A 25,618-nucleotide genomic window follows, 5' to 3' on the forward strand; every position below is an offset into this window, starting at 1 on the left:
AGTAAGAAAGATCTGGCTCCATGCTAGGTCCACCTGAAGGTGTCAGTCACAATATCTCGGGACTTTAGTGATACAGTTATACTTGTTTCTTTTTGTATGCAAAGCTAGGTAGAAGTACAAGGGAGCCTTAAATCGGAATAATACCGCAATTAGCATATTCCAAGTCGAGTTAAGGATCAGAGCACCTAGGGATCCACTTGTGACAAGCCTTAGTGACTGATTGCCTTAGAAATCGAAACAGGTAATAGCCAGTTTCGACAACAATTTAACCTGTTGTAACCACCCCATGGTCACCAGACAGTCGCAGCTGCAAGCCTGACTCGCTGAGTGACCATTCCACCGTTTTCAGGCGCCACTTGCCATCTTCCACATCACCGAAACCTTCCAGGTTAAGATGCCCCTCGGCAACCAAAGTTATCAAAGATGATCGAGCCGGCATCGTAATATCCAGCGTATCACTCCCCGACTTCACGCTTTTTGCTCGAGCGACGACAGCGGCCTTTGCTTCTTCATAGTTCGGATATTTAAAGACGATCTTAAACTCTGGCTCTCCGGTGCCTGTTGATACCTCTTTGATGTCACCGGATTCAACATCGTGATAGGTAGCCACCACACGGCGAACATCATTACGGCTGCTAAAACGGCACTGCCAGGTAGTGACTTGATGTGGCTCGATAGTGATATTAGTCAGCGGTTTGCCAGAAGCCGACTTCCCCTCGCCTTCTTTCAAAAACAACCAATAACCATTGGCTGGCTTGCTCACCGCGCCATAGCATTTAGCCAAGCGGGTCAGCAGGTTCATATCACTTTCGCTGACCTGATCAACATGCGATAGCTGAGTGCTATCCAGTTCACTGCTGATACGAGGTACCAGGCCATGTTCAGAGGCGACTGTTTTGACGATGTCACCCAGTGTCACGTTATCCCAACTTCGGGTTTTCTGGGTCTGCAGGCTTCCGGGCTGTTTGCGATTATCCATCGGCGCGGCATTCGCTACAATTTGCACGACTCGCGGTGGGCCGCTCGATGTTACTTCATCAACTACATACAGGCCCTTGTCTGTCAGCTCGCCATTGAACCCCAAACCGAGGCGCAACAATGCACCTTTCTTCGGTGTTGGTACGGTATCAGGCAGGCTCACAGAAATTGCCAGCCTGTCTGATTCACTGCCTGCGTTATCCGTTAACGTCAGGCTGATAAGGTTACGCTGCATAACTGCCGTAATATCCTTTCCATCAGCAGATAATGAAAAGTCGGGCCGGTAATCTAATCCCATAAACTGGCTGACTCCCTAACGACGGGTGCAGGCAAATCTGGCAAGGTGATTTGAATCCCGCTTGGCAATACAGCACCACGATCAGCCAAGCCCGGATTGGCTTTCAACACTTCAATTACCGCACTCTCGCGACCATAGTGACGCCAACAGATTGCATCAATCATATCCCCCTCACGGGTTCTGTAAGTCGTCGCCATAGAAAGAGAGCTCCAAGGTAAAAGATTGAAGTCGCGGCAAGCCGCCTCTGATGAATTTGGTATTGGTTTCAGCCAAATCGGTCATCACCCAGTAACCCATCACATCGCCAAGCCCACTCACAAGCATCTGAGGTTTGTACTCATTTCCAATATCTGCCAGCTTCTCTATTTGGTGAACTCCAGCATTGCGGAAAGTCGTCGCCACCTCACCGTTCAATGAGATTTTGACAGGCGCTTTACCTGTGTATTGAAGTAGATCGGACTGACCAATTCGAGACTGCGAATTCCACCGCCACTGCCACGTTCTGACCAGTTCACTATATGCGGCGGAATCAATGTTGAACTTGAAACCGCCAAGGGAGAGCATAACTTGAGCCATTACCCGGCCTCCGGTAAATCATAAAGCGCACTACTTTGATAGCCTCCAAGCTTGGTGTGTACCGCTTTGGAAACTTCAGCCGGTGATTGGCCGGGCGCCGCATAAACCTTTATCTCGCCCACCTTTTGATGAACGGTATTACCTCTGTGGGCTGGATAACTGCCATAAATGGCAGACTTCGCTCTGCTGGGCTTGGCAACCTGCTGAGCGGCAGCCGCGTAGCTTGATGGGTAGCGGCCATATTGCGGGGGCTTCTGCTGTCGCTCTCTAGCTACCTGGTTGCGCTGAAAGAACGTGTTGGAAAGCGTGGGCCGAGCTGATTGTGTCTGTTTCGGCTCATCGTCACTATCCCAGAACTTCAGCGCCTTAAACGATGACGAGAATCCTTCCCAGACACTGGACAGCTTGGCAATACCGGCATCAAAATCCCCGGTAATCAAATCCCACATCCCAGAAAAGAATTTCAGAACCGGCTGCCAATGGTTCACGATCAAACCAAGTGGAGACCAATCAAAGACTTTTTTAATGACGTTGAAGGTGGCCGGAAATTCGGTCTTAAACCAAGTGAGTTTCTCGCTGAACCAAGCGGTAACACTATCCCAATTCCGGTATAACTGGATCCCAGCAAAAACGAGACCGCTGACTGCTGCAACAGCTAACCCGATGGGATTCGCAGCCAAAACCGCATTAAACCCCGCCATACCGACTTTCATCATTCCCAGTGTCTTAACCGCCTGAGCTCCGGTAAAAATCATTCCCCCCAAGCCAACAAGCAGCTTCCCGGTAAGCAAGGACGCCACTGCTATTCCGACGGTTTTCCAGCCACCGAAAAACTGCACCACCCGGTTCACCATAGCCCCGGCATTCCACAGGGTGACAGTGAAGTCTTTCACACCATACACCAGGCTTTTTACGGTACTGACGATCTCTTGCTTGTTGTTCCGAACAAAACTGCTGACAGTAACGCCCAAGCGTTGAATATCACCAGCCATTTCTCCACCGACGATCCCAGAGATTTCCTGCCATGCAGAAGTAGCTACACTAGTCAGGCTTTTGAACGAGCTGCCATAAGCCTTCGCGCCATTGGCCCCCTGCTCGGTCAGCATATTGAACTTGCGCTGCGTATCCAGCAACTCGTTGAGAGATTTGCCTGTATTGCGGATATAGGTGATAACCTTGTTGCCTTCACCACCAAACAGCATGTCTGCCAACGATGCGGCCTGCTGCTTGTCGCTCACCTTCTCAAGCCGTTTCATGATAAATTCAAACTGGTCGGCGGCTGCCATACCTTCCATCATGGCGGCATCAATGCCGAGAGCACCAAAGACATCCGAAACTGAAGACTGGGCACCAAGTGCCTTGAACTCACCAAATTTATTACTCAGTTCTTCAATCAAGTCCCCGATGTGTTCACCGTCCAGCCCAGCCTGATTGGCCACGCCGTTCCATGCCTTAAAGCGCTCGATACTCATATCGTAAGATTGGGCCAGACCAACCATAGTGGCTGTTTGCTGGTTGGTAACTGTCATCAGGCCTGTCATGGCAGTGGTGGTTGCCCAGATAGAGCCAACGGCAACCGTTCCGGCAGAAGCTATACCTCGAAAACTTTGCCCTATATTGGATGCTTTCTGAAATCCTTCTGCTTCATTAGCCGCCTTTCGAATACCAACCTCCAGCCGGTCATAACTCTGCTCAAGTTCATTTACATCCTTGATACTCTTTCGGATTTGGCTAGATTTTTTGTTTAACTTCGCTTGTTCCTTCGTATTTTTCCTAATTTCATCCGTCAGCTTGTCACGAATCGCAACCTGATCATTGATTGATGATTCAAGCTGAGCATACTTGCGATTAATCGCATTTAATGCGGCACTCTCGCCATCGGTTTGTGATTCACGTTCTTCATCAAGCTGTTTAAGCAATCGACGCTGTTTTTGTATCTCTCGATTAACGCCTCTCCTGCTTTCTTCCAATTCAGCCAAAGCCTGAACAGACTCACTCTGGTTTTTCTCGACAAGCGACAAATCATTCGCCGCCTTCTTCGACAGGTTGATAGTCTTAACAAGCGACTTCTGTTCACGCTCCAGCTCCTTGACAGATTTAGTGGCTAAGCCCATCGACTCTTTAAACACTGAACCAATTTTGGTGAAGCTACTGTCTACTGTGCCGCCTAAAGTGACGACAGTTTTAAGATTTTGATTTACCACTGCCTTCAGCCTCCTTCGGCAACAGTTCTAAAAAATCGATAAACGCTTTAAACGGCAGCTCCAACAACTCAGAGAGCGACCAGCCTGTGTGGCTGGCCAATACAATTAATCCTCGCTGGATGTCTCGTTCTCTGAGTGCTTCTTCCGAAAACCCACGATGACTTCTTGCACCTGCTCATAGTCATTAAAATCAAGCTCCTGAATGAGCTCAGGCTCAACACCTGCAAGCAATGACATCAGGTGAACTTCTTTATCTGCAGACTCTTTATTCTGCTTATCGGCGATCAACTGATCGCGAACCTTTGGCCGACGGATGTCCAGCGTTTCAACTTTTTGTCCCTTATATTCAAACGGGAAATCCAGCGTTACCGATTTTGTTTCATTGGGGTATGGCATAAACAATTACCTATAAAAAAGGCCGCATCAGCGGCCTGTTAACACATTCATTGCGACCTTGGCCGCTCTCATTAGCTCAGTTGCATCAATGCCCGGATACCTTCAAGCGCATCGATACCACCCAACTTACGAACATGGTTAACCGGGTCGATTTCAATCAGCTCAACACCGGAGCGAACCACTTTGTAATAGTCCAGCTTTTGGGTGACTTTCATTGCTTTATCACTCTGATCACCGCCGTCCTGCGTATCACGCTCAATTTTGGTGATCATGCCGCCCAGCTCTTCAACCAGGTCGTAACTGTTACCTTTCAGATCCTGATACGTCGAACGCACTGATACCGCTGTCCGGCTACCCTGACGCAAGCCAAACAGAGGCAGAACGGTGACATCGACACCATAAATCGAGTAACTGGTTTCCATTCCAGCCATGCCAACATCGATTGGGATTGGCATATCCATATCACCCGCCTGAAAATCCTTGGTGATCACTTCGAGTGCCGGTGGTGTGTATTCCTTGGCGTTACCAGCCTTGCCGATTCCATCTACCCAGATGGACCAGCGCTTCAGGATATTGTCTGCTGCCATTAGCCAAATACCTCTTCAAGATAATCATTGTTAATGCGGGAGCGGAACACGATGTGTTCAGCCGGATACGGTGGGCAGAAGTCAAAGTCAAAATACACCAGGCCTTTCTGAATGGTTGCCGGGGAGTTCAGTTCCGGATCTGCCCAGCATTCGCCGCCCAGAATCGCGCCGAGGGCTTTTAATTCACGCAGGTAGGCATTCACACCTCCGACGACATCATCGACATACGTTTTGGTGATGTTGCGGTCAACCGCCCACATATGGGAACGCTGCACGCTGTCGTTGATGATGTCTGCCGTCCGGCGGGTTTGCTCGAATGTCCACTTGGGATCAACACTGCAGGTACGATTACCCCAGTGCCGAAACCCACCCTCGCGGATGATGGTGCTGACCTTGTTTTCGTTCAGCATATTGGCTGTGGTGTTCGGATCGCCCAGCGCCCAGTCCACTGGCTGGGAGGTACCCACAATGCCGTAGATTTGGTTATTGGATTTTGACCACCAGAACCCTTTCTCGGCATCAATACGGGCACGAAGGCCTGCAGCTCGAGCAGAGGAAGGCCGGTCGATTTCTTTGGCCTGTTCGGTGTCGAACACTCGTACCCAAGGCCACTGCATTTCAACACGCATCCCAAACTGACGCGCTCGCTTGATCGCATCAGTGTAGCTGGCAGTACGTTTACAGTCTGCATAGGTGATCGCCCGTAAACGGGCTGCTTTGGCTTCCATTTCTGAAGCAACGGCATCCACCTGACTAAATTCCGGCGCGATCAGAATACGCGGGGTGTAACCTGTTTCCGTCTGGCTATCGAGCCACCCCTGCATGGCCTTGATGATATTTGCCTGAGTTGTGGCATCATCCGCACCTTTTTCAGTTCTGACGACGATGACCAAAGCACCAGTCTGGTCAAAGATGTCGTCAATCGCCGCAGGCAGAGTACCGCCTGTTCCCAAACCTTTCGCACGCTTGCGGCTGCCAGCTACGGCAACCGGCTTATTCAATGGGAACGGCTCGTTCTCACCGCCTGCAAGGTAAGTTCGGGGAGCTGGCGCCACATCACCACTGCCGTCACCAAGTACTGCCGTACTTACCAAAGCTGCCGCTTCTGGTTTAGCTTCAACGGCTGCTTTGATATCTGTTGAGGTTGATGTGACTTCAGACTGGGCATCAGTGGCCAACAAGATTTCTATCTTGTTGCCATCGACATCAACCGCGAGTTCCACACTGGCCGATGGCAGATAGATAATTTCAACGCTGATGGCATTGCCCTCGGTACCCGCCTGTTTGGCGATGAACACCAGGCCATCATTTAATATGGCACTGCCGAGCGTAAGCGTCGCGGCAATAGCGGAAGCGGCACCAGGCGCCGTCCCAACCAGGCCGATAACGGCGGATTTAACGGTTTGGATCGGGCGCGAGCCGTCATCAATTTCGATGACTTCCACGCCATGGAGAAATTGCGTCATAGCGAATTCCTGTTTGTCGGGTATAAAAAAACCAGCACTAAGGCTGGAGGATGGTAGATTTTGAAAATAAACCGCAGATACAAGGAATTACTTTAGCTTACTTAAACTGCGTTTAGATATTTAAGTATTTTGACAAGTACATTGTGCCTGACATTGACTGTAAGTAATCATCATCCACGGTTATGGGCTCTCCTGACTTAGCACAAATGCCAACAACTCCTACTCCATTTACTGACTTAAGAACTGCATCAGAATCAACTTGAGATTTTGCAGTATCAAAATTAACTTCATTAATAACAAGTTTCTGAGGCTGAGTTATAAACAAGTATTCATTATTCATTGTGCTACTTCTCCATTTAGTCGGCCCATGATATTCAGCATTACTGAGGTATCAACTCTCTCTCCCGTCAAGATGTTGTACGTGTATATTCTGAACGTGGTGACGCCACCAAAACTTACTAACGCATTAATTGCCGCCGCATTTTCACCAACCAGTTGGCAATGTACCGGGACACCATTCGGTGGTTGTATCGCAGAAGGCCGAATATCGGCGATTTGAAGCCCTGTCGAAGCCGTCAATTTATAGCTACCCACATCAACCTTTGAGACACTAATTACACTATCAGGTGCAGCAGCCGTTCCATCTTCGAGAAAAGCAACACTGAAGGTGTGCATTATTTTTTGCTCATTTGAAAGAATGAGCCCAGCCTCACTTGTTAACCCTTTTGTTTTTGGAATACCTTTAACTGCTAACCCTTGCGGTTGTGACACGGACATTGTTTTTACAATATCTATCGACTCCACGCCTTTTGCTATATCCGGGTCGTCTGGATTTAGATACGGAATTTTAAACGACTCAGCACGAATGCTTTGGTCTTGCCCGAAAACAATAGGCCGATTTAAATAACCAAAAACCTGCTTATTTATCGTTTCAGAACCTGAGTTAGTGTTATTTATGGTTGTCCAACTAATGCGCTGACCGAAACATTGTGTTAACTCGTATGGGTTTACATTTCGTTCAAAATAAAAACGCTCATAGACATTGCCAATATCATTCCCCCTTACGCGAAGAGCGACCCCGCATAACTCATGAATGATATTGTTCCACTTCGAATGACTTATATCGCTGATAATATGCCCTTGACCACTACAATTGGTTATATACCAATCTTCAAACGTACAGGTCGTATGTTTCCCTGTACTAGTAAAGTCAATACACGATGTTTTAGAACACCATGTTCGGATTTTCTTAAATGATGAATTCAGTAATTGCCCGGTGCCTTTGTACGCCTTTATATTTTCATTAAAACCGCATACGTTAATGTTCTTCCAGTCCTGAGTACCCGCCATGAAGAGCGCCTGACCAGTTTCACCTGCTGCAGGTATAACACCCTTCACAAAAAAGCTCTTGTAAGCTGAATCTGAGAAGATAAAACAACTCTCAAAATTAAACAGTGCATCTATTCCCTGTGAGTCATCATCCAATATCAATCCATCCAACCACTCAGAACGTCCTCTCAACTTAACGTTCCGCAACGTCACATCTGTGGAGAATTGCCTGATGGAGTAAATCCCATCAAGAATAATTTCTCCAGCAGCCTCCACAATATCACCGCGATATATCTTTAATGCTTCTACGGCTTTCTTTAGTGCAGCTTCATTAATTGATTTGATAAGTAAATCAGGTGTTTGTGACTTAACCGCCCCAAATGATGACAGCTTGACAGTATTCTCTGCTGATACTGGATAATAAATAGATACCAAATCTGGGTTTGTGAACACAACTTCTTGTTTATCAGGGTTTATTTCTTTTACAACATTACCAATACTCGGTGATGGAACAAGATGACAAGTTTTACCTGAAATTCTGAAGTAATCACAATCGTCATCTACTACGTCATTCACCTTAATTGAATACTTGCTATTCGTGGGCCATATGTTCCCACCAAGCAAATCAGATGATGCAAATTCTATATTTTTATTTACCCACTCCCGACTTGCCGTCACCACATGCGGGTCAATCTCGACAATCGGCTCGGCGCTGGTAATGACGAAGATCATTTCCAAGGTAACTGGCGTATTCACATTACCGTTATTCACTGGCGGCGGCACATAAACCCGGGCACAGTTACCGATAGCGTGGAAATATGTCTGGCCATTGAATGTGGCTACAGCGGCAAATTCACGGATAACGATGTCGTTTACTTCATCCGGCAGAATCGCTTCTACCTTCAGCATGGGAACGCTATCTGGCGTGGGCTGAAGAACATCCACCGAATTCACCTCAATACGAGCTAATTCATTCACCAGCGCTGTTTGCTTGCGATCTGGCTGCACATACAGGTCGTTGGCATCCCCAATCGCCATATGGGTGATTTCCAGTTGCTTGTTTAGCAACTTACCGTTCTGCTCGGCATTTTCGCCAAGCACGGTGAGGACAGAGCCATATTGCTGCTGGCTCTCTGGTACAGGTAATGTCATTGATTTACTCCAACACTAAAGGCAGTGGCCCTGAGCGCACTTGGATAGCCTGACGTGAAATGCAAGCCATCCCGTTATTTGATGAACTGACCATTGAAGTGATAATCCATGGCCCAGCTTTCATGGCTATCGCCTGTCGGCTCATAGCGATGTGCTTTTCGGGCGCTTCCACCCGGCTGGTTATGGTGATTTCTTTTAACGAACTGCGGACGTTCTTGGCAGAATTGATGACAGGGACAAGCTTGCCCAGTTCGGCGCCATCAACCGGGGTGCCTGTAGAGACATAGTCCACCCGAAAATCACCCGGTTGCAGGTTGGTTTTATCCTCAAACCATTCGGTAACCTTGGTACCGTCACCTCGGATAGCGCTGACTACCCGCTCGACAGCGTCTCGGGTTCCCTTCTTGCGGTGAATGTAGATGCTGTCTTTGATCACCTGCCGCCTTCGTTCGACAGGCCAATTTGAATCCCAGTTATCGACCGACAGCGCCCACGCCAAGTGCGGCAATAAGTGCTCCGGGCATTTATCCGGGTTCCAAATGTCGCGGTTTGGAAACGAGAGAGGCGGTAAAATCACCGCCTCTACGTCTCGTTCATGTTTGCTGGCATTGGGTGGCAGCAGTGATTGCTTTGTCATGTCGTCACCCTCGCCGTCAGCGTGATGCTTGAGGCATAACCGGCACTGAACTGATCATTGATAATGTCAGCCGCTGGAGAGGTTAAATGCGCCTTATAAACACCGGGAACGCGTAAAGCGGCATAGAAACCATCAAGGGTTAAATCCAATCCTTGCCGGTGCGAGTCAGCCAACCATTTATCTAACTGCCTGCGTGAAGCTTTAAGCACCTCGGCTTCATCGGGTCCGGGGAATAACTCAAGCTCTGCCACTACGGCAAACTCGTTAATCGTGGCGCCCTGCACCACCACTTCATCACTCAGCGGTCTGGTACCTTTCGGGCTCAGGTTACTCTCAACGATCTTCAGAAGCTCAACACTGGCCGTGCCGTTTCCCTCATGGGAAAGCACCGACACAATCACCGTCAGCGTCCCCTTGGGAGAAAAGCTCCTAACGCTCTTCACCCGACCGTCAGCAGACAGCGCGAAGAACTCATAATCATCTTCGCTACCTGCCGTATTCTTGGCCCGGTTAGACAGCTGGATCCGATAACGGTATGCCTCGTTTGATTCCATGACACGAGGCCTTGGCGGCACCGCATCCGGATCCCCTTCATCAATCACCAGGCGCTTAACATCGAAATTGGCCCCGAGCACATCCAAGTCATCATCAATCGCGTAAGCCAGCATTGTGGCATGGGCGCCATCATTCACCCGCTGGCGAAGGACCATCTCGCGGAATGCTGCCACTTCCATCAGCTTGTAAACCGGATCCGACTCATTCACATCCTGATAATCCGGATCCAGCTCTTTATATCGAGCCACCCATTCCTGCAGGATTTGCTCGTAGTCCAGCTCTTCTATCACTGCAGGTTTCGGCAGCTGGCTCATGTCTACATTCACATTTGCCATCACTTCACCTCAATCCCTTCCAGGGTGATTGGCTGGCCGTTGGGCTTGTATCGCCCTTCTATCGTTAACATCACTGCCCCTGGTTTAGCGGAAGCAACAAACACCCGGGTAACACCAAGCCGCTTTTCCCACTTTTTCAAAGCCTGAGCCGTTTCAGCCACAATATCGGCGATGCTTTCAGGGTTCGTCGGGTTATCAATCAACTCAAACAACCGGCTACCGTATTCGCGGCGCATAACGCGGGAGCCAACAGGCGTGGTGAGGATATCCCGCACTGATTGTTTCAGGTGCGCAATCCCCTCCAGCGGCTTACCTGTGGATGCATTCATTCCCTTCATAACGTGCCTTACTGTTGCTGATTTGGCTGGCTGGTTTTCGGATCACCATGCTGATGATCATGACCGTTGAAGATCTCCCTGTCTGCCGACATCGTTCGAACTGAATCGGCAACAGATTTACCACTCACGGCCATACCTGCAGACACATTCTCGGTAACGGTGACACTCTTCTTCACCGTCATATCACCAGAGGTATTCTGGTTTCCGGAATGTTCGATATCGGCATTGATATGGAAGGTTTTGCAGGTCAACTCGGCATCCCCGCCACTACCAATCGTAATGGTGAGCTTGTGACTGGCGCGGTTATAGCTGATCTCGGTACCGTCTTCATAGCGACTGACATGCTCATCAGTTGAGGTGCTGGGAACGGGACTTTTTGCATCGGACAAAGCAGGAATAACCACGCCTGCCGAGAGCTCTCCGGACTCCGACAAAATGATCACCTGTTCGCCAACTGCCAGCGGCTCCCAGTCAACTCGGTGCTTGCTCGATGCCCTACCAGATACCCAAGGCAACCAGCCGGTTACCGCCCCTTTGGCGTATTCCACTCTCACCCGGGGCGGCTTCTGCTTGAAATCCACGCTATGAACACGCCCGCGTTTGATCATATTTGCCATGCGGCGCTGCATATCACGGACGATGTAGTTCATCTCTGGATTATCAGACATCCGGGATCACCTGTTCATACTTGTCGTGGTTCTGTTTGCCGATATCGGGCGAATACCCCACAACAACCTGAGTCGGCGTTAAGCCCTCCGGCTTAAAGGCATCTTCGCCCACTTCAATGTCTTGATTGAAGCGAATAGACCACACGGCATACTCATCCAGCTCAGGCTGAAATGCATCAGGCTCGGCGCTAACAAACACTGCTGGCTTGATTGGCATGCCAAAACGAGAACCTTCAATTTTCAGCCCGATAGCCATTGCGGCATTACGTACTTCAAGCTGATACTGCGCATCGGCCATGCCGAGAACAGCCAGAATTTCACAATTCAGCGTTACGCATAACTGTCCGTTCATCGGCTGGCTGTCAGCACGGTCCCAATCCGATACCGCAAAGAAAGCACATGGTGTCTGAAGTGTCTTTTTCACTTCCGGATAGCAATCAACCACCTTCAACCAAGGCAGCTGCTCATCCAACCAAGTCTTTACCGCATTATGGTACGTCGTTAAATGGATACCATCACTCACGTCAGCTCCTTAGCCATATTTCTTCCAGCTATTCTTGTGCAAACCCATTTTCACCCGACCTTTTAAGTCAGTTTCAAAGTGCTTGAGGAAGATCTCCGGCAAACGTTCATAGATGTCATCTTCAATCATGGCGTTAAGCTCATCAGCAACAGGAACCCGGGCTTCTACAACCGGAAATCGATTAGCTGTTTTGCGGGTAAAGATAGAGCGCCGGTTATACAACCGAGTAATAAAACCATCGTCATAAGTCTGATTAGGCATCTTGCCCCTGGGCTTAAACACAGCGCCGTTTGGTGACTTTTTAGTTCCTCTTCGACGTATGCTTCCTTTCAAATACCCCACCGAGACATCGTTCATCCCGTACCACAATTTCAGCTCATCAAACTTCTTCTGTTTGCTGGGACTTCTTAGCCTGAAATGCTGAAACCGTTTCCTGATCGCCTTTAGCGATTTAATCCCCATTTCATCACGCAGTTTTTTATTAGTGAGTGATCGAAGGGTTATTGCTGTTCGCCCCAACGCTCGGTTGTATGCCGCCCTCATCTGCATTTCAGTGGCGCCATGAATGTCTTTCAGCGCTTCCAGTTCTTCAACATCAATATGAAATGGAAGACGATTCAGGTTGGTTGGAAGAAGTATCTCCGACATTTTCCTGCCCTAGCGCTAACTTCAAACGGCCTGAGCCATCGTTCTCCGGCAGCACAACCAAATGACTCTGACGTGTTCCGTTTTCAAACTGCAGAGTAATGGCCGTTCGCCGCTCTAAATGCCCAGCTTCGGCAGACTTCACAATCAAAGTGCCCCGCTGCGCATCGACAAAACCGCCACCATCCAGCTTTGCGATTTCACTGGGACTGGTAAAAATGCCCCGCACAGGCTCATGACCATCAGCGATAACATCCACATTGCTGAATGCATCAATGATTGCTTCATTGGCCTGCCGGGCAACATTATCAACTGACATCTAGCACCGCCTTCCACTCATTAAAACAAAGCCCAGTCCTATTGAACCGGGCCGCTGTTCCCTGCCTGTTTAAAAGCAGATTAGTTTGATGAATGAACCGCACACAACAGTGCCGGGTCTCGAGTGATTGGCAGGTAGATAGAACGCGAGCGAATTTCCAAGCCTTCATCGTGCGGCATCGGTTCAGTAGTAATGTGGCACTCACGCTTCGATGCGCTGCTGGAACTAAGCACATCGGCTGGCGCACGCAGCATGCCAAATACGCCATTCACACCCAGTGGGTATGATGCACCGTCTTCAGCTACTTCATCCGCTTCATCGGTGATAAACGTCAAACCACAAAGACTGATCCCACTTGGATCATCGGCAAACTTAACCTGCAGCTTGGGATGTGCTTCCGGGCCATAAAACTCTTTGATGCTCTTATGGCTAATAATCCGTTCAATCAGATCCTGACCGACACGGATTGCCACACCTTTAATCATCATGTGGCCATGCTCTTTGGCAATCTTCTTGGTTTCTTTCGATATAGACTTCAGCAGCTTAGGCACATCAGTCCCTTCGGTCCCCAGCTTAAGGTCAATTCTACGCTCTTCAACCCCCAACACCTGGAACAAATCAACCATCACAACACCTTTACGGTTCTTAACCCGCCCTTTTAGGGCCGAGTACGCAGTAAAGGCTGATGTATAACGGTGGTTATCGCGGTGCTTACCCATCTTGGTTTTAACTAAACCGGCTAACTCCTGGGCCTGCAACTTTTTATCGCGCAACGACGAAATGCGGTTTAGCTCGCTTGCAACGATCTGGCTATCGAACGGATAACGGATCAGGCTAACAGGTACCGCTGATTCAGGATCGTGCTTGTCGATGTTTGGATGCTGGCCGATTTCACCCGGCATCAAGACTTGCAGCTCGTTACCTGATTTAACAATCATCACCTGGCGGTTTTCAACGTTCTCAACCTTGAACATATTGAGCACATCAGACTCAATCGGCGTTGATGAGTTATAGCCGGTTGTAAGCGCCACCAAGGAAAACGCTTCATGGTCAAAAATTTTATCCATCGTGGTGTTAGTCCTGTTTAATGATTAGGAAAGTTGTTTCCAACTGCTCAATCACCTTGGCTTTTTGAGCTTCAGTGATGCCCGCAGGCCATTTGATATAGAGATCGTTGAACACAGAGTGAGCCCAATAGACTTGGCCGTTCCCCACATGAACGCCGTAGGCCGTGGTCCCATCAAACCCCTGAGCGGTTGGGTCAATCTCGTTGCCATCCTTATCGACAACAGAATAGAGTGACGCGGTAACGGCATTAGGAATGGTTTTATTACTCATCTCGCCGCAAGGATGAGTCCACAGTAGGATCAGTGCCTGAGACACTGGTTTAGTGATTGTTGAAATCATTACGCTTCCTCAATCAGTTTCAACATGTCATAGCTGTCGTCATCACCATCAAGGCTGCCGACAAGTGAAATTTCTTCATCACGCTTTGCGGCTTCCGCCTTGATTTTGGCTTTGGCGCCTTCAAGATCTTCGCCTTCAGCAACAAGCTGAGCAGCAATGTCACCCACCCCAGCCGACTTCGCCAACTTATCAACCTGAACCAGCAGCTCTGTGTGCTTCTCGCCATTGCTTTTTGCATCAGCCTGCAGCTTCTCAAGCTGAGCAGTCAGCGATGCCGTTTCTTCAGCGTGTTTCAGGTTCAGCTCATCAACAATTCGCTGATGCGTTGCATTGGTCATCATGGATTTGATTTCCTCTTCTGTTTTAATCCCGTCGATAAGCCCCAGATCCAACAGCTTTTGAGCGGTGAATATATTGGCTTCTAGCGACTCAACGTGATCGGGTTGGAGCTGGCGGTTCTTGCCAACCAACTCAAAGAAATTACCGGCTAACTCATCGACCATGGCCTGGTGCCTTTCCGACTCAGCATCATCAAGCTTGGTTTCCGGAGCTCCATCTGCTTTAGCCTCACCCGAAGTGAAATACGTCATCTTCCGCTTGTCGTTTTCCACCTCCAGGCGCCCGCGGATAACACCGATTGAACCGCCCATACTATGTGGACTGGCATAGAGTTCTGAGCAGGCACTGGCCAGCGCATAGTTGGCTGAATACGAAGCACCATTGATGAAACCAATAACTGGCTTAACCTGGGCAATCTCCGCAATGTAATCGGCCAAATCAAAGCAGCCTGCGGCTTCACCACCCGGGCCATCAAACTCGATATAGATTTTCGCTACATCAGCATCATTACGCAGGCCTGCCATCTGGCTTCGAATATCGCGGTAACTCAGAACACGCTCGCAGTTACTGTCGAGGCCACTAAAACGATGAGTCGTCGGTCCGAATACAGACAGGTGGCAAGTCGTATCAGAACGCTCTGAACGTTCGTTTCCGCCGGCATATAATTTGGGGTTCTTGTAAAAATCGATTAGCGCGTTGTGATACGTTTGATGGGCATCAATCGTCATCATCATCGGTTTGCTGGTCATCAACTGGAGCAGATGTCTCATTGGTTACGATTCCTCTTTGTTCAGCGGCATCTTTACTTCGCTTCACACTGTCGAGATGCTGATCGAGCGTATTGCCTCGCTGATTGGCGATTTTTTCTAGTGAGGTGATGTCTTCTTGCAATTCCAACACCAGCGCTTTGGCAGCTTTCAGTGGGTCAATCTCTTCCCACTCTGGCCAAATCCAAACCGGAGCGATGTACGCGTAAGGGTTAACAAAATAGTCCGGCAGATCAGGTCCATCGGTTAGGTGGTAGGCATCGCAGAACCAACCAATAATGCGGTTAAAACTGGGTTCTAAGTAAATGCCCCGAAGCTGGCTGATGAAACGACGGTGATTGATCATCCCCGCCCTGATCGATGAGTAGTTAACCTGCGTTAAATCCCCAGTCAGCATCTCGTAGGTAATACCAAACAGGCCTGCGACCATTCGCAGCACCTGGTTGTTATGTTCCTGGTAGTTCCCGGCGATTTCAGGCGGTGATGCGGTTTTGATATCTTTGATGCCATGCAGAACCGTCAGCCCACCAACACGATGAACCAGTTTTTGAGGCTGATTGGTTTGCCCGGCTTTGGGCGCTTGTCCGGTCTGACTCACATCGCCTTCTTTCAAGGCAAACACTTGCTGGCCTTGTCGCTTCATGCGCGACTTAATCTCAACCGTCTGGTTATCTTTGTACTGCTTGGCGAAGTCGGCACCTGCCGAAATCCACGGCTGAGCACTGGACTGGCCCGGATGAACAACATCCCGAATATCGATAACATCACTGGCGGGTAACCAGTTCACCGACTCTTCGTTAAATTCAGGATGGTCTCTGGGTAGCTTGTAGAAAGCGTACTTTTTGGGTTTACCGTTCTTCGAATAAAGAATTCCGCCGCGTATGTAGCTACCCCTTCCCGGCCTATCTAGCTCCGAAGCCAGGCTAAGCGGAGAGACAACCTCCAACTGCAGCGGAATGAAATCAAGCGTTCGACGCCTGACAATGAATGCCCGCCCTTCGATAATGGCCGTCATCACCGCCAAGGCCTGCACACCTGCAAAGTTGGAATGCCCGCTGAAATCGCAGTAATGCATCCAGTGATCAAAACGGGTAAGAAACTCGGGGCTAAATATATCGGGTGAAAAGACCGGCTTTGCTCCGCCACCAATGCAGCTAGCGCGAAATCGAGTGGCCCCAATACGAACAATGGGATTGTTTCGCATCAGGTGGTGACTGGCTTTTATCTCATTGTTGAGCGCCTGTTCACTCTTTTCGTTATCGTGCAGTTGAGCATCAGAGAACAGCGCCGACTTGGCTACTGCTGAATAACTCAAAACTCTATCTCCACATCAATCGATTCCATGATCACAGCAGGCTGCAATTGCTGCTGCAGATCGGCTTCTAACTGCCGGAGTTCGTTTAAACTAACGCTGGTATACTCAACACTATTCTTGTAACCATCTGCCGTAACGTACTCCGCCTTTACCTGCCTTTTCCCCTGAACTAACTCGGTAATAGCGTTCTGGACTATTTGCAAGTTCTCCGCGTTGGCGTAAATCTGCATCAATAAGCCTCATAATCTGATAATTCATAACAATCGGAATAAGCCTGTTCGTCTTCAGCACTCATGGTCTGAGTGCTGCCTTCCAGTAATCCAAGGGGAGTGTTTTGAGTCGCTTCCCTAATCACCGGGCGCAGGAAGTCATACAGCCAAAGGACATACACCAATAGATCCCATGGCTCATTTCGCTTTTGACCAGGTTTCTTTTTCCACGCTGCTTTAACACCACTGCCAACGAGCTGCTCAGAGGTGAGCATTTGGAAGTAGGTCAAATCAAAGACATCACTAACGGGGAAATGGATATAGTTCTTCCCGGGCTTTTCGATATTCAATCGTTCTGCAGCGCGGTTCTTTAACTGGTGAACATTCAGGCTTCGATACTCACATTTCACCTCGGGGTGAACTTTAAATGTGAGTGTCAGTTCGGGTTTGAATTTCGACTTACTGTTTACCTCACCTCGTATCGCGTAAATCCACCCCTTGTAGGGTGCGCAAAACTCCAACATCGATTTCCACGCATGGCCATTACAGTCCATCACCACAGCCAGACTCGATATCTGGCGACCATCTTTCAACATAAACGGCCGACTCAACCGTTCGACCAGTGTCTTCTGAGTCAGCTCATCTTCTGGATCACCTTGCACCGTTCCATAATCAATGGCCCAAATCTCCCCCTGAGCACCTACGGCCCAGAAGTGATATTCCAAGCGATAAGTTTGAGTATCCACCGAAGCCAAAACGCAAAGCGTTTCCTCAGGCAAGTAGTCCAGCGGAGAATAATGATCACGGCGTGTATATATCGTTTCAAAGCTACTGAGCTTATGGGTACTTCTTACGTCTGAGTACTCAACACCCACCTTCGTATTCATGAAGGTTTGCATTTTCTGAGGCTCTTTCTTCGCCTTTTCGTACTCACTCGCCAAAGAAGGAAGCGCAGTGTTCAGGTTATCGTTGTAGGCCGACCAAATATGAAAGCCTGCGTCGATTTTCCCCCGCTCGTTTCTGTCGCCCGGTTTGCCACATTTGCAGCAAAGCGCGGAACCTGTTTCGTCCCACTGGCTGGGCTCCTGATGAGTGTTGCAACAAGTAAACTCCCTTGTTGCCCGCCACTCGCCAGCTTTTACTATCTTGCTTTTATGATGCTCATAGATGGATTCGCCACAGCCCTCACAGACAAAGTGAGCCGTGGAATAATCGTCAGGATCATAGCGGAAGTTTTCGAGCTTAAGCCGTTGCTTGTGAGCGCAGTGAGGACAAGGGACATAAAAGAAACGCTGATCGGTCAGCCCGAACTCACGCGTTATTTTACAAGTACCGGCTTCTTTCGGTGTCGAGCCCAATACAATTTTTCGCTGGGCTTCAGTCTCCGTTCGAGTGATCGCCAGTTCAACCGGATCACCCTCTTTCTCAACGTTATCCTGCCAACCAGATACCTCATCCATAAAGAGGTACTTGATTGTGAGCATTCGGAACGAGCTGGCAGACGTCGCCCAAACAATACAAAGCTCACCACCGAAAAAGCTTTTCTCTTTGGACGTGTTCTTCCCCTGCATACGACGAATAACAGGATCGCAATGAGCAAATACCTTTCCGGCCTCTCGCACGGCGAACTTCTCGGCATCACCCTCGGTATTCTGGGCGATCATAATATTGCCCGGGTCGTTGGTGATTACCCAGGCCATCGCCGTATTGACGAAAATCGCATACCCAACACGGGCACTTTTACACAGTACGATTTTCTCAATGTAGGGTGATTCAATGGCCTGCAGCCATGCTTTTTGAAATGGCTTAGGTGAGTAGATCTGCGCGAGAGGGTTTTCGTTCTTATTCGTCCAGGCGATTATCTCCGTCTTCCGCGGCGGCACCATAATGTTCCGAATGGCGCTTGATAACGTTTTGGATAACAGATTAAAGTTCATCGCCATCCTTCTCGTCTAATTTATAGAGAGCGTTTCTCACTACTTCATCAACGACCTTTAAGTTGTCAGGCTCTATCGGAAAATGCTTTTGAAGCTCGTTGGGTATGTCTAAAAGCTTGTTTTTCACGTGCGTCATCGGCTCGATATACAGGTCAACCATAGCGGCTACGGGAATCAACTCTCCCATCGCCAAATCGTTCTGACGCTTCATCCGTAAAGCGGCCTGTTTATCCTTCTCTTCTTTCCAATCTTTACCCGAAAAATCATCCTCTCTGTTTCCACTGCTTCCGCTGTTTCCGCTCGAATTTCGACCATTGACAGCGTTAAGCTGGCGAATAATATCCGATTGAAACTTCACGTATGATCGTACTGATTCTTCTACGTCAACCGAGCCGTTATCCTTGCGTACCAAGGCGTAACCATTACTTCTCTGGTTTCGAACAGTACGTTCTGTAACACCTAATATGTTTGAAACTGCTTTTATACTCATTACTTAATAACTCCTTTAAAATGCGGAAGCGGAAACACCACTATTTTCAAAAAAAAATTTGTCGGACCGTGCGAGTCTATGCCCCGTTGAAAACGTGCCCCAGCAGGGAGTACCTTAACCCTCAAAACGCGGTAAAAAGCGATCAAATTGATCATCTTCGACACCGAAATGATCCACTCCGATTTCGCCCGGCGATTTCCGCTACTGACAACACACTCACAATCAAAAATGACTCAATTCAGCAAATCGCCCTCATCGATTCCGGTGATTTTTTCTCATTTGGAGGCTTTGAAATTCTGTAGCACGATTTCCTTCCCGATTTTCTCTTAGTTTAAATCGGCAAACTCTTCGCTAGCCCTTGCTGTTTCTGGCTTTGCGAGATTTTTTTTATTTTCGGATCTTCCCTCTGTCTTCCCATGAAAAATAAGAAAACCCTGCAAATCTAACCAAGAATGGTAGGTTTGCAGGGCTTCACGTTTGAGGGATTCAGTAGTGGTATGAATGTATGCCTGATCAAGGTCAGACAGTTTGTGATTCAGTATTCGCTCACCCACGAACTTATCAACGCCGAGGTCAGCTAAACGAGTACGAGCCAGTTTTCGGCAGTCATGGCTGGTCCATTCACCGTTGCTGGCTTTCTGGTAGATATCATTAGCAGCATCTTTGCCAATAGCCTCTTTAAGATTCGAAGACGGAAACAGCAGCAAACTGCCCTTAGGCTGCGTAGCCTGATATATCCTGAGCAATGCAATCACCTGTTCGGTCAATGGCAAATACAATGCTTCTTTGGTTTTGGTGTGACTGGCAGGAATACGCCAAAGCCGGTTATCCCAATCTATATGACACCATCGCGCCAACCTGGTCTCAGATATTCGGGTGCCGTGGGCCAGCTGCATCAGCACTAGCATTCGTTCTGGCCATAGCAGCGATTGCAGATGCACAAACAACGGCTTCACCATCGGCGGGTGTAGCTTGCCCTCTTTGGGTTTGGCCTTAGCCTGAATGAAATCAGCAAACTGCATGGCCGACATCGGGTTATGAGTCAGCAGCTCTTCACGAGAAGCCTGCATAAACGCCGCTTTCAAGATAGCGAAATACCCTTTCACCGTTCGCAGCTCATACTGTTCCTGCAACGGCCAAATCACCAACTGCTTAATGTGATGCTTCTTAACACCATCCAAAGGCAGCTCATCCAAGGCAGGAAGCAAATGCTTGGTGATGACCGATTTCACCGCATTGCGCCGACTGGTACTGATTTGCTTTGAAGAACTCACATGCTCCACATACCAACGCAGGCAATCACCGAACGTTAGCCAGTCGCTTATCGTCGTCTCTGATTGAGTGGCCATCTGCGCCAGTTTCAACGGCAACAACTCGAACAACGCGCTTGCTTTCAGCTGCGGCCAACAGCCTAATCGCTCCCACTTTGCCCGACCATTGCGGCCATTGTTACTACGCTTATCAACCAGGTACCACGAACCACTTTTCCGGCTTTTATGAAACCTCAACTCAAGGGCATAACGTTCATCCCGCAACCGGGTGATCTCCATATTCGACAGATGGCGCTCTATCGAACGGTCTGAAATACGTAATCGCTTCGTTATATACTTAGCCGTCATGCTTACTTCTCTGGATTAGTCCCGTCTCTCCGGGTGTCACGCCCATTTCGCATCTGGCTGACGTTTCCATCAATGAGGCTCTTTCAGCCCTGCTTGTGCCTTTTTGAATGACTCATTGCGCTCTCGTTCAAGGAGATACAGCTTGCAGGCTGATCACGGTCTTAGCTAACAATGAACACAGCGAGGCACCAACGCTTCCACGCTCGTGGTAATTAGATAAATCGATATAAAAAAAGGAACGGGCGACTTAAGATTACGGTGGACGACCACCCAGTTTGATATGACTTATTCGCCCGTATTTGGTAAAGCGTTCGGGAAACCGTAAAAGGTTCTCAAACGCTGAATCTTATTGGCGCACTCCTTCCAGGAGGCAAACCATAAAGGATCGCGTTCGACTGCCTCGCCATAGGTGGCGGGAGGCGAATCAAACGGCTGTAAACATAAGGTAAGGTCTGAAGCGGGAGGCTTAACCACCACCTCCCGGTATTCAGTAACAATTTCAGTAGTAGTGCATCCGTTCAGTAACAGCGCCAGGCAAAGGCTGGGAATAGCAATCTTCATGTTGTATCACCGTCCGAACCTCATCAACACGCACCCGGGCATCGTGCCTTAGCTTCTCATTTTCCTGCTGAGTTTTATCCGCGGCCAGCTGAGCCGCATCCCTCGCCTGCACCAACCCCTGCAGCTGGTTATCCAGTGCATGGTTCTTGGCAGTGAGTGAATCAACAATGAGTTGTGAAGCCTTGAGCTGTGTACTCAGGTTCTGGTTGATATGTGATTGGGAATAATTGAACAAGAGGCTGACAACAAGGGAAATGCCAAGCCCGACACCAAACCAGTTACCGGAAAGCGGGTTAAAGCGGGTGAACATTCAAACACACCTCCCTTTCCGCGTTCCTGCGCCTAACCAACCCTTGCAGGCGTTTGCCATCGGCATACACCCAGCGGGTTAGCTCGTTACAGGCGCCGGTATAGTTTTCGGCATTGAGCTTTTTCAACAACGTAGACCGCTGAAAATTCCCTGCCCCGACATTAAAAACAAAACTGACGAACGCATCGAACTGATGCTGTTCAAGGGGAACAGTTACCCACCTATCCACCACAGCCTCTGCCGACTGCACATCGCTAACCAGGTTCCCGACCACTTGTTCATGGGTTACTTCCGAATTCGGCGTAACCCCAACCGTATGGCCATAACCGTTAGTCCAGACATTGGCAGAGCATTGATAGGCGTTTAACTGGCACCCTTCATAGTCCATTATCAGCTTCAGCCCGGCATCACTGGTTTTCAGTGTGTCGGAAGGCAGAACCGATAACAGACCAAGGATAACAACAGCCGCACAACGTTTAACTATTGATATCTTCATACAGCTCCCTCAACTGAGGGTGCTGCCGCAGTAACAAATAGCTTTTCTTCCGGTAATGGCGATTAATACAGAACGTACCAATCGCCAACCCCACACCAATAATGGTTGCCCAATCTTGCAGTGAGAATGCCCCGAAGAAAGCCAACAGCCAGGCGCAAAGGTAAGACAACGCCGAAGATAGCTTTTCCTGCATGCTTTCCACCCATACAAAAAAGCGCCGCCGACCGAAAAGCCAGAAGCGCCAATTCATGTTGATAGTGCTAAAACGAAAAAACCCCGCCATCAGGCGAGGTTTTCCAACGTGGTAATCATGCATCGTTTAGGGGTGAGTGTCAACGTTCAGGTTGAAATTTGTACAATTAACTAGACTCCAGTTCACAGACTGAAACCTACAATTCAGCTAATTCATTAATTTTACGCGCCTTTCCTATCAGAAAGATGAATAAACTTGATATATCACACAAATTTTATGCCAGTTTTTAAGGCATAATGGCGGCGTTCATGGCACTGAATGTAAAAAATTTACTGAGCACTACATTTTATATCGACTGAAAAGTAGCACTCCCATCAATTGTTTAGAAAATTGAGAAAAGAGAATGAATTTATATTATTCCGAAACACTATCAATCGACTCATATAATGGGTTTCACCTTGTACAAGATCACATTGGAACCAATCACTCTAGTGCTTGGAATGACTATGACTACATTGTTAAATTCAAGATTTATCATGTAAAAGATGGTGAAGTAAATAAATTAGGCTATATAAGAACACTTATTAATGGCTATGAAGACACATCAAAATATTTCATAGAGAAAGGTGTGTTAGAAAAACCCAAAATATACAACATCACAGGAGTAATGAATGAAAAGGACTCTGTTTCCTTACCTCTGGATATTGACTTCTATAATATATTGAAAAAAATACTCAAAAAAGATGAAATTAACGAACTTCTTTCACTAATTTGTGATGCAAGTTTCTTTTACTCCAATTACAACACATATAAAGATTGGCCAGGGTTTAATGGCTCAATAATGAGAGATGGCTCCGCATCGGAAGCAATTCTCAGAAAAGGCCATCAAATTGCCATGGGTAACTATGTTCCCAAGAAGTCATTTAAAATTTTATTAGATAATGTGTCTGATACTATTGATCCTGTAGAGTTCTACTTTAACAACTCACGAGAATTTGAAAGAACTAACATTAACCTAATTATTGGTAGAAACGGTGTTGGAAAAACACACTTATTAAAATCTCTTACAGAATCAATCACAGGTTTGAAAAGCCACGGGGATGACTGGCCTTATTTCCACAAATTGATTGTCGTAGCATACTCTCCGTTTGAAGATTTTTACACAAAAGATGATATCCTCGATAAAATTGATGAAAAGTATTCTAAGAATGGCAAACCAAGAAAGCCAAAGAGCAAAGATAGAAGAAGACTAAATGTTAATGAATATGCTTATGTTGGCTTCCGAAAAGAAAACGGAAATTTTGATAAAGACTGGCCTAAAAATCATAGCATTGACTCTTTAATTAAAATAATGGATTTTGATGACGATAATTGGTGGTGGGATAATGATAACACAAGACTTAATAAGTTGTTAGAAACCCTTTCCCTCAGCATTAAATTTGATCATCTAGCCGTTAAGCTAAAAGATCAAGATGAGTTATTCAAAATAGATAACAACCTTTATAAACAATTTAAAGAAATAAAAAACAAGATAGTTAAAGAAGATGGCATATTTTTCATTAAGAATGGAGAAGCTTTAAAGTTAAGTTCAGGCCAAAAGATATATTCATATATGCTTCCAGCAATAGTGGCAGAAATTGAAGATGAAAGTTTAATTATTTTAGATGAACCAGAATTATATCTTCATCCAAGCCTTGAAATAGGTTTGATTAATATGCTTAAATTCTTACTAAATGAAACATCATCATATGCAATAATTGCCACACATTCTGCTGTTCTAGCAAGAGAAGTTGATAGAAAGGGTGTGACTATATTAAGACATAATGAAGAAAATAATACTGAAGTTATTACTCCTAACATCCAAACATATGGAGAATCGTTAGAGTTAATTATAGGTGAAGCATTTGATGATTATGTTACACCAAAACCATTTCAAAAAGTGATAGATAAACTTATTGAAAAACATGAATCACCTCAAGAGGTTCTAAGTTCTTACAGTAAATCAATGGGTGACGAAGCTTTAACATACTTAGCATCCAAAATAACGCATGACAGCGATTTCGAAGTTGAGGATGAGTAAGTGAAGTTTCTAGACGAAATGAAAGTTGACTCAAATAGCACTTGGCTAGACTTAGCTACATCGTGTAGAAAAGAAAATGTCGATGATTTGGTTGAAATTGAAAATGAATTGCTTGATAGATATGACGAATATGATGATTTAATAGAAAACTATCTTGATGATCTTGACGATAGTGAGTTTACTGATAATAAGGACCTGCTGAAGGAGTATTATGAAAAACCTCCCGCGGGGTTAAAAAAACTTATACTAGAAAGGCGAAATGACCATGAACTTCTTGAATGTCCATTTTGTGGAAATCCTCGTTCTCCAGATACACTAGATCACTTCATCCCTAAAGATAACTGGCCAGAATTCTCTATTCACCCAAATAACCTAGTTCCTCAATGTAGAGGATGTGCCCCAACAAAAGGTGAAAAATATTATTGTGATGAGGATGAAAAAGCTATATTTGTTCATCCAATATATTCAGACATATTATCAAAGTTCAAATTTAGAATTGTGGTTGAATTTTCAATTCAAACTAAAAAACCAACATTTTCGTTAAAAATCATGAAACCGAGGGGACTTGATAATCCATCTGGAGACCGAGTGGTAAAACACTTAAGAGCTTTAAAACTAAATCAAAGAGTGATGGATTTTTGTAACAGAGAGTTTACTAAGTGGAAAAATAAACTTAAAAATAAAAACTTCGATATTAGAATCGCATTAAACCATCGTATTCATGAAAGAGAAGATAGTGAGCAATCAAAAAATTGGAAAACATCATTATACTTAGGAATGCTCGATAACAATGATTTAATTGATTACTTAAATAGTTTATCGACAACAGAAAATACTGACACTGAAGAGTTTGAAGAATTTGAAGAATTTGAAGAGTTAGAGTTATAAT

The 25,618-nt window shown here is 47.1% G+C and carries 30 protein-coding genes; 2 read left to right on the top strand and 28 right to left on the bottom strand.

The window, feature by feature from the left end; translation table 11 throughout:
* Positions 1-265: 265 nt before the first annotated feature.
* From EIZ48_RS19185 to EIZ48_RS19320, 28 genes are all read right to left on the bottom strand, one after another.
* Entirely contained in the window at positions 266-1,276 is a 1,011-nt protein-coding gene (locus EIZ48_RS19185; protein ID WP_160654856.1) for a contractile injection system protein, VgrG/Pvc8 family, read from the bottom strand.
* The gene (locus EIZ48_RS19190; RefSeq protein WP_160654859.1) at positions 1,267-1,473 is read right to left on the bottom strand and encodes a tail protein X; all 207 of its coding nucleotides are present in this window, start codon (positions 1,471-1,473) and stop codon (positions 1,267-1,269) included. Before EIZ48_RS19190 ends, EIZ48_RS19185 begins: the two co-directional genes overlap by 10 nt.
* Entirely contained in the window at positions 1,448-1,852 is a 405-nt protein-coding gene (locus EIZ48_RS19195; protein WP_160654862.1) for a phage tail protein, read from the bottom strand. Before EIZ48_RS19195 ends, EIZ48_RS19190 begins: the two co-directional genes overlap by 26 nt.
* Positions 1,852-4,056, bottom strand: a complete 2,205-nt coding sequence (locus EIZ48_RS19200) for a phage tail tape measure protein (protein ID WP_192928645.1) — start codon at positions 4,054-4,056, stop codon at positions 1,852-1,854. Before EIZ48_RS19200 ends, EIZ48_RS19195 begins: the two co-directional genes overlap by 1 nt.
* Before the next feature lie 105 nt (positions 4,057-4,161).
* Positions 4,162-4,452: a phage tail assembly protein gene (locus EIZ48_RS19210; protein WP_160654865.1), complete on the bottom strand. Its 291-nt coding sequence runs from the start codon at positions 4,450-4,452 to the stop codon at positions 4,162-4,164.
* Between the two features lie 71 nt (positions 4,453-4,523).
* Positions 4,524-5,039: a phage major tail tube protein gene (locus tag EIZ48_RS19215; protein ID WP_160654868.1), complete on the bottom strand. Its 516-nt coding sequence runs from the start codon at positions 5,037-5,039 to the stop codon at positions 4,524-4,526.
* Positions 5,039-6,505 (bottom strand): phage tail sheath C-terminal domain-containing protein, encoded by a 1,467-nt coding sequence (locus EIZ48_RS19220; RefSeq protein WP_160654871.1) that lies wholly within the window; start codon positions 6,503-6,505, stop codon positions 5,039-5,041. The genes EIZ48_RS19215 and EIZ48_RS19220 overlap by 1 nt, the downstream gene beginning before the upstream one ends.
* A 112-nt stretch (positions 6,506-6,617) precedes the next feature.
* Positions 6,618-6,845 carry a hypothetical protein gene (locus EIZ48_RS19225; protein WP_160654874.1) on the bottom strand — a complete coding sequence of 76 codons (228 nt, stop codon included), beginning with the start codon at positions 6,843-6,845 and terminating at the stop codon, positions 6,618-6,620.
* The gene (locus tag EIZ48_RS19230; protein WP_160654877.1) at positions 6,842-8,986 is read right to left on the bottom strand and encodes a phage tail-collar fiber domain-containing protein; all 2,145 of its coding nucleotides are present in this window, start codon (positions 8,984-8,986) and stop codon (positions 6,842-6,844) included. Before EIZ48_RS19230 ends, EIZ48_RS19225 begins: the two co-directional genes overlap by 4 nt.
* A 4-nt stretch (positions 8,987-8,990) precedes the next feature.
* Complete coding sequence (locus EIZ48_RS19235; protein WP_160654879.1) at positions 8,991-9,623, bottom strand: phage tail protein I; 633 nt, start codon at positions 9,621-9,623, stop codon at positions 8,991-8,993.
* Positions 9,620-10,513, bottom strand: a complete 894-nt coding sequence (locus EIZ48_RS19240) for a baseplate assembly protein (protein ID WP_160654882.1) — start codon at positions 10,511-10,513, stop codon at positions 9,620-9,622. The genes EIZ48_RS19235 and EIZ48_RS19240 overlap by 4 nt, the downstream gene beginning before the upstream one ends.
* On the bottom strand, positions 10,513-10,851 hold the full coding sequence (locus tag EIZ48_RS19245; RefSeq protein ID WP_160654885.1) for a GPW/gp25 family protein: 339 nt from the start codon (positions 10,849-10,851) through the stop codon (positions 10,513-10,515). Before EIZ48_RS19245 ends, EIZ48_RS19240 begins: the two co-directional genes overlap by 1 nt.
* A gap of 8 nt (positions 10,852-10,859) precedes the next feature.
* Positions 10,860-11,519 carry a phage baseplate assembly protein V gene (locus tag EIZ48_RS19250; RefSeq protein WP_160654888.1) on the bottom strand — a complete coding sequence of 220 codons (660 nt, stop codon included), beginning with the start codon at positions 11,517-11,519 and terminating at the stop codon, positions 10,860-10,862.
* Complete coding sequence (locus EIZ48_RS19255) at positions 11,512-12,042, bottom strand: hypothetical protein (protein ID WP_160654891.1); 531 nt, start codon at positions 12,040-12,042, stop codon at positions 11,512-11,514. Before EIZ48_RS19255 ends, EIZ48_RS19250 begins: the two co-directional genes overlap by 8 nt.
* A gap of 9 nt (positions 12,043-12,051) precedes the next feature.
* The gene (locus EIZ48_RS19260) at positions 12,052-12,690 is read right to left on the bottom strand and encodes a phage tail protein (protein WP_160654894.1); all 639 of its coding nucleotides are present in this window, start codon (positions 12,688-12,690) and stop codon (positions 12,052-12,054) included.
* Positions 12,638-13,006 carry a head-tail joining protein gene (locus EIZ48_RS19265; RefSeq protein ID WP_160654897.1) on the bottom strand — a complete coding sequence of 123 codons (369 nt, stop codon included), beginning with the start codon at positions 13,004-13,006 and terminating at the stop codon, positions 12,638-12,640. The genes EIZ48_RS19260 and EIZ48_RS19265 overlap by 53 nt, the downstream gene beginning before the upstream one ends.
* Before the next feature lie 80 nt (positions 13,007-13,086).
* Positions 13,087-14,073 (bottom strand): major capsid protein, encoded by a 987-nt coding sequence (locus EIZ48_RS19270; RefSeq protein ID WP_160654900.1) that lies wholly within the window; start codon positions 14,071-14,073, stop codon positions 13,087-13,089.
* A gap of 7 nt (positions 14,074-14,080) precedes the next feature.
* Positions 14,081-14,413 (bottom strand): hypothetical protein, encoded by a 333-nt coding sequence (locus EIZ48_RS19275; RefSeq protein ID WP_160654903.1) that lies wholly within the window; start codon positions 14,411-14,413, stop codon positions 14,081-14,083.
* Positions 14,413-15,522, bottom strand: coding sequence for a S49 family peptidase (locus tag EIZ48_RS19280; protein WP_160654906.1), 1,110 nt, complete (start codon positions 15,520-15,522; stop codon positions 14,413-14,415). Before EIZ48_RS19280 ends, EIZ48_RS19275 begins: the two co-directional genes overlap by 1 nt.
* The gene (locus EIZ48_RS19285) at positions 15,470-16,834 is read right to left on the bottom strand and encodes a phage portal protein (RefSeq protein ID WP_160654909.1); all 1,365 of its coding nucleotides are present in this window, start codon (positions 16,832-16,834) and stop codon (positions 15,470-15,472) included. The genes EIZ48_RS19280 and EIZ48_RS19285 overlap by 53 nt, the downstream gene beginning before the upstream one ends.
* Positions 16,831-17,064, bottom strand: coding sequence for a gpW family head-tail joining protein (gene gpW / locus EIZ48_RS19290; RefSeq protein WP_240153029.1), 234 nt, complete (start codon positions 17,062-17,064; stop codon positions 16,831-16,833). The genes EIZ48_RS19285 and gpW overlap by 4 nt, the downstream gene beginning before the upstream one ends.
* A complete protein-coding gene (locus EIZ48_RS19295; protein WP_160654915.1) occupies positions 17,064-18,980 on the bottom strand; it encodes a terminase gpA endonuclease subunit in 1,917 nt (638 codons plus the stop codon). Before EIZ48_RS19295 ends, gpW begins: the two co-directional genes overlap by 1 nt.
* Positions 18,970-19,470: a hypothetical protein gene (locus tag EIZ48_RS19300; protein ID WP_160654918.1), complete on the bottom strand. Its 501-nt coding sequence runs from the start codon at positions 19,468-19,470 to the stop codon at positions 18,970-18,972. Before EIZ48_RS19300 ends, EIZ48_RS19295 begins: the two co-directional genes overlap by 11 nt.
* A 326-nt stretch (positions 19,471-19,796) precedes the next feature.
* Complete coding sequence (locus EIZ48_RS19305; protein ID WP_160654921.1) at positions 19,797-21,089, bottom strand: tyrosine-type recombinase/integrase; 1,293 nt, start codon at positions 21,087-21,089, stop codon at positions 19,797-19,799.
* Positions 21,090-21,374: 285 nt separating this feature from the next.
* The gene (lysC, locus tag EIZ48_RS30710) at positions 21,375-21,650 is read right to left on the bottom strand and encodes an Rz1-like lysis system protein LysC (RefSeq protein ID WP_439126587.1); all 276 of its coding nucleotides are present in this window, start codon (positions 21,648-21,650) and stop codon (positions 21,375-21,377) included.
* Positions 21,589-21,960 (bottom strand): DUF2570 family protein, encoded by a 372-nt coding sequence (locus tag EIZ48_RS19310; protein WP_160654924.1) that lies wholly within the window; start codon positions 21,958-21,960, stop codon positions 21,589-21,591. Before EIZ48_RS19310 ends, lysC begins: the two co-directional genes overlap by 62 nt.
* A complete protein-coding gene (locus EIZ48_RS19315; RefSeq protein WP_160654927.1) occupies positions 21,944-22,456 on the bottom strand; it encodes a lysozyme in 513 nt (170 codons plus the stop codon). The genes EIZ48_RS19310 and EIZ48_RS19315 overlap by 17 nt, the downstream gene beginning before the upstream one ends.
* Positions 22,437-22,649, bottom strand: coding sequence for an HP1 family phage holin (locus tag EIZ48_RS19320; protein ID WP_160654929.1), 213 nt, complete (start codon positions 22,647-22,649; stop codon positions 22,437-22,439). Before EIZ48_RS19320 ends, EIZ48_RS19315 begins: the two co-directional genes overlap by 20 nt.
* A gap of 403 nt (positions 22,650-23,052) precedes the next feature.
* Between EIZ48_RS19320 and EIZ48_RS19325 the strand changes: the two genes are divergently transcribed.
* A complete protein-coding gene (locus EIZ48_RS19325) occupies positions 23,053-24,729 on the top strand; it encodes an AAA family ATPase (protein ID WP_160654931.1) in 1,677 nt (558 codons plus the stop codon).
* Positions 24,730-25,617 (top strand): HNH endonuclease, encoded by an 888-nt coding sequence (locus tag EIZ48_RS19330; protein ID WP_160654933.1) that lies wholly within the window; start codon positions 24,730-24,732, stop codon positions 25,615-25,617. It begins immediately after the preceding gene.
* The last annotated feature ends 1 nt before the right edge of the window (position 25,618 follow it).

It is taken from the genome of Photobacterium alginatilyticum (assembly GCF_009910675.1).
In the GTDB taxonomy this organism is placed as follows: domain Bacteria; phylum Pseudomonadota; class Gammaproteobacteria; order Enterobacterales; family Vibrionaceae; genus Photobacterium; species Photobacterium alginatilyticum.

Bases quoted from the DNA above. Each gene is read 5' to 3' on its own strand.
- EIZ48_RS19185 (WP_160654856.1), bottom strand. From the start codon at position 1,276: ATGGGATTAGATTACCGGCCCGACTTTTCATTATCTGCTGATGGAAAG.
- EIZ48_RS19190 (WP_160654859.1), bottom strand. From the start codon at position 1,473: ATGGCGACGACTTACAGAACCCGTGAGGGGGATATGATTGATGCAATC.
- EIZ48_RS19195 (WP_160654862.1), bottom strand. From the start codon at position 1,852: ATGGCTCAAGTTATGCTCTCCCTTGGCGGTTTCAAGTTCAACATTGAT.
- EIZ48_RS19210 (WP_160654865.1), bottom strand. From the start codon at position 4,452: ATGCCATACCCCAATGAAACAAAATCGGTAACGCTGGATTTCCCGTTT.
- EIZ48_RS19215 (WP_160654868.1), bottom strand. From the start codon at position 5,039: ATGGCAGCAGACAATATCCTGAAGCGCTGGTCCATCTGGGTAGATGGA.
- EIZ48_RS19220 (WP_160654871.1), bottom strand. From the start codon at position 6,505: ATGACGCAATTTCTCCATGGCGTGGAAGTCATCGAAATTGATGACGGC.
- EIZ48_RS19225 (WP_160654874.1), bottom strand. From the start codon at position 6,845: ATGAATAATGAATACTTGTTTATAACTCAGCCTCAGAAACTTGTTATT.
- EIZ48_RS19230 (WP_160654877.1), bottom strand. From the start codon at position 8,986: ATGACATTACCTGTACCAGAGAGCCAGCAGCAATATGGCTCTGTCCTC.
- EIZ48_RS19235 (WP_160654879.1), bottom strand. From the start codon at position 9,623: ATGACAAAGCAATCACTGCTGCCACCCAATGCCAGCAAACATGAACGA.
- EIZ48_RS19240 (WP_160654882.1), bottom strand. From the start codon at position 10,513: ATGGCAAATGTGAATGTAGACATGAGCCAGCTGCCGAAACCTGCAGTG.
- EIZ48_RS19245 (WP_160654885.1), bottom strand. From the start codon at position 10,851: ATGAAGGGAATGAATGCATCCACAGGTAAGCCGCTGGAGGGGATTGCG.
- EIZ48_RS19250 (WP_160654888.1), bottom strand. From the start codon at position 11,519: ATGTCTGATAATCCAGAGATGAACTACATCGTCCGTGATATGCAGCGC.
- EIZ48_RS19260 (WP_160654894.1), bottom strand. From the start codon at position 12,690: ATGTCGGAGATACTTCTTCCAACCAACCTGAATCGTCTTCCATTTCAT.
- EIZ48_RS19265 (WP_160654897.1), bottom strand. From the start codon at position 13,006: ATGTCAGTTGATAATGTTGCCCGGCAGGCCAATGAAGCAATCATTGAT.
- EIZ48_RS19270 (WP_160654900.1), bottom strand. From the start codon at position 14,073: ATGGATAAAATTTTTGACCATGAAGCGTTTTCCTTGGTGGCGCTTACA.
- EIZ48_RS19275 (WP_160654903.1), bottom strand. From the start codon at position 14,413: ATGATTTCAACAATCACTAAACCAGTGTCTCAGGCACTGATCCTACTG.
- EIZ48_RS19280 (WP_160654906.1), bottom strand. From the start codon at position 15,522: ATGAGACATCTGCTCCAGTTGATGACCAGCAAACCGATGATGATGACG.
- gpW (WP_240153029.1), bottom strand. From the start codon at position 17,064: ATGCAGATTTACGCCAACGCGGAGAACTTGCAAATAGTCCAGAACGCT.
- EIZ48_RS19295 (WP_160654915.1), bottom strand. From the start codon at position 18,980: ATGAACTTTAATCTGTTATCCAAAACGTTATCAAGCGCCATTCGGAAC.
- EIZ48_RS19300 (WP_160654918.1), bottom strand. From the start codon at position 19,470: ATGAGTATAAAAGCAGTTTCAAACATATTAGGTGTTACAGAACGTACT.
- EIZ48_RS19305 (WP_160654921.1), bottom strand. From the start codon at position 21,089: ATGACGGCTAAGTATATAACGAAGCGATTACGTATTTCAGACCGTTCG.
- lysC (WP_439126587.1), bottom strand. From the start codon at position 21,650: ATGAAGATTGCTATTCCCAGCCTTTGCCTGGCGCTGTTACTGAACGGA.
- EIZ48_RS19310 (WP_160654924.1), bottom strand. From the start codon at position 21,960: ATGTTCACCCGCTTTAACCCGCTTTCCGGTAACTGGTTTGGTGTCGGG.
- EIZ48_RS19315 (WP_160654927.1), bottom strand. From the start codon at position 22,456: ATGAAGATATCAATAGTTAAACGTTGTGCGGCTGTTGTTATCCTTGGT.
- EIZ48_RS19320 (WP_160654929.1), bottom strand. From the start codon at position 22,649: ATGCAGGAAAAGCTATCTTCGGCGTTGTCTTACCTTTGCGCCTGGCTG.
- EIZ48_RS19325 (WP_160654931.1), top strand. From the start codon at position 23,053: ATGAATTTATATTATTCCGAAACACTATCAATCGACTCATATAATGGG.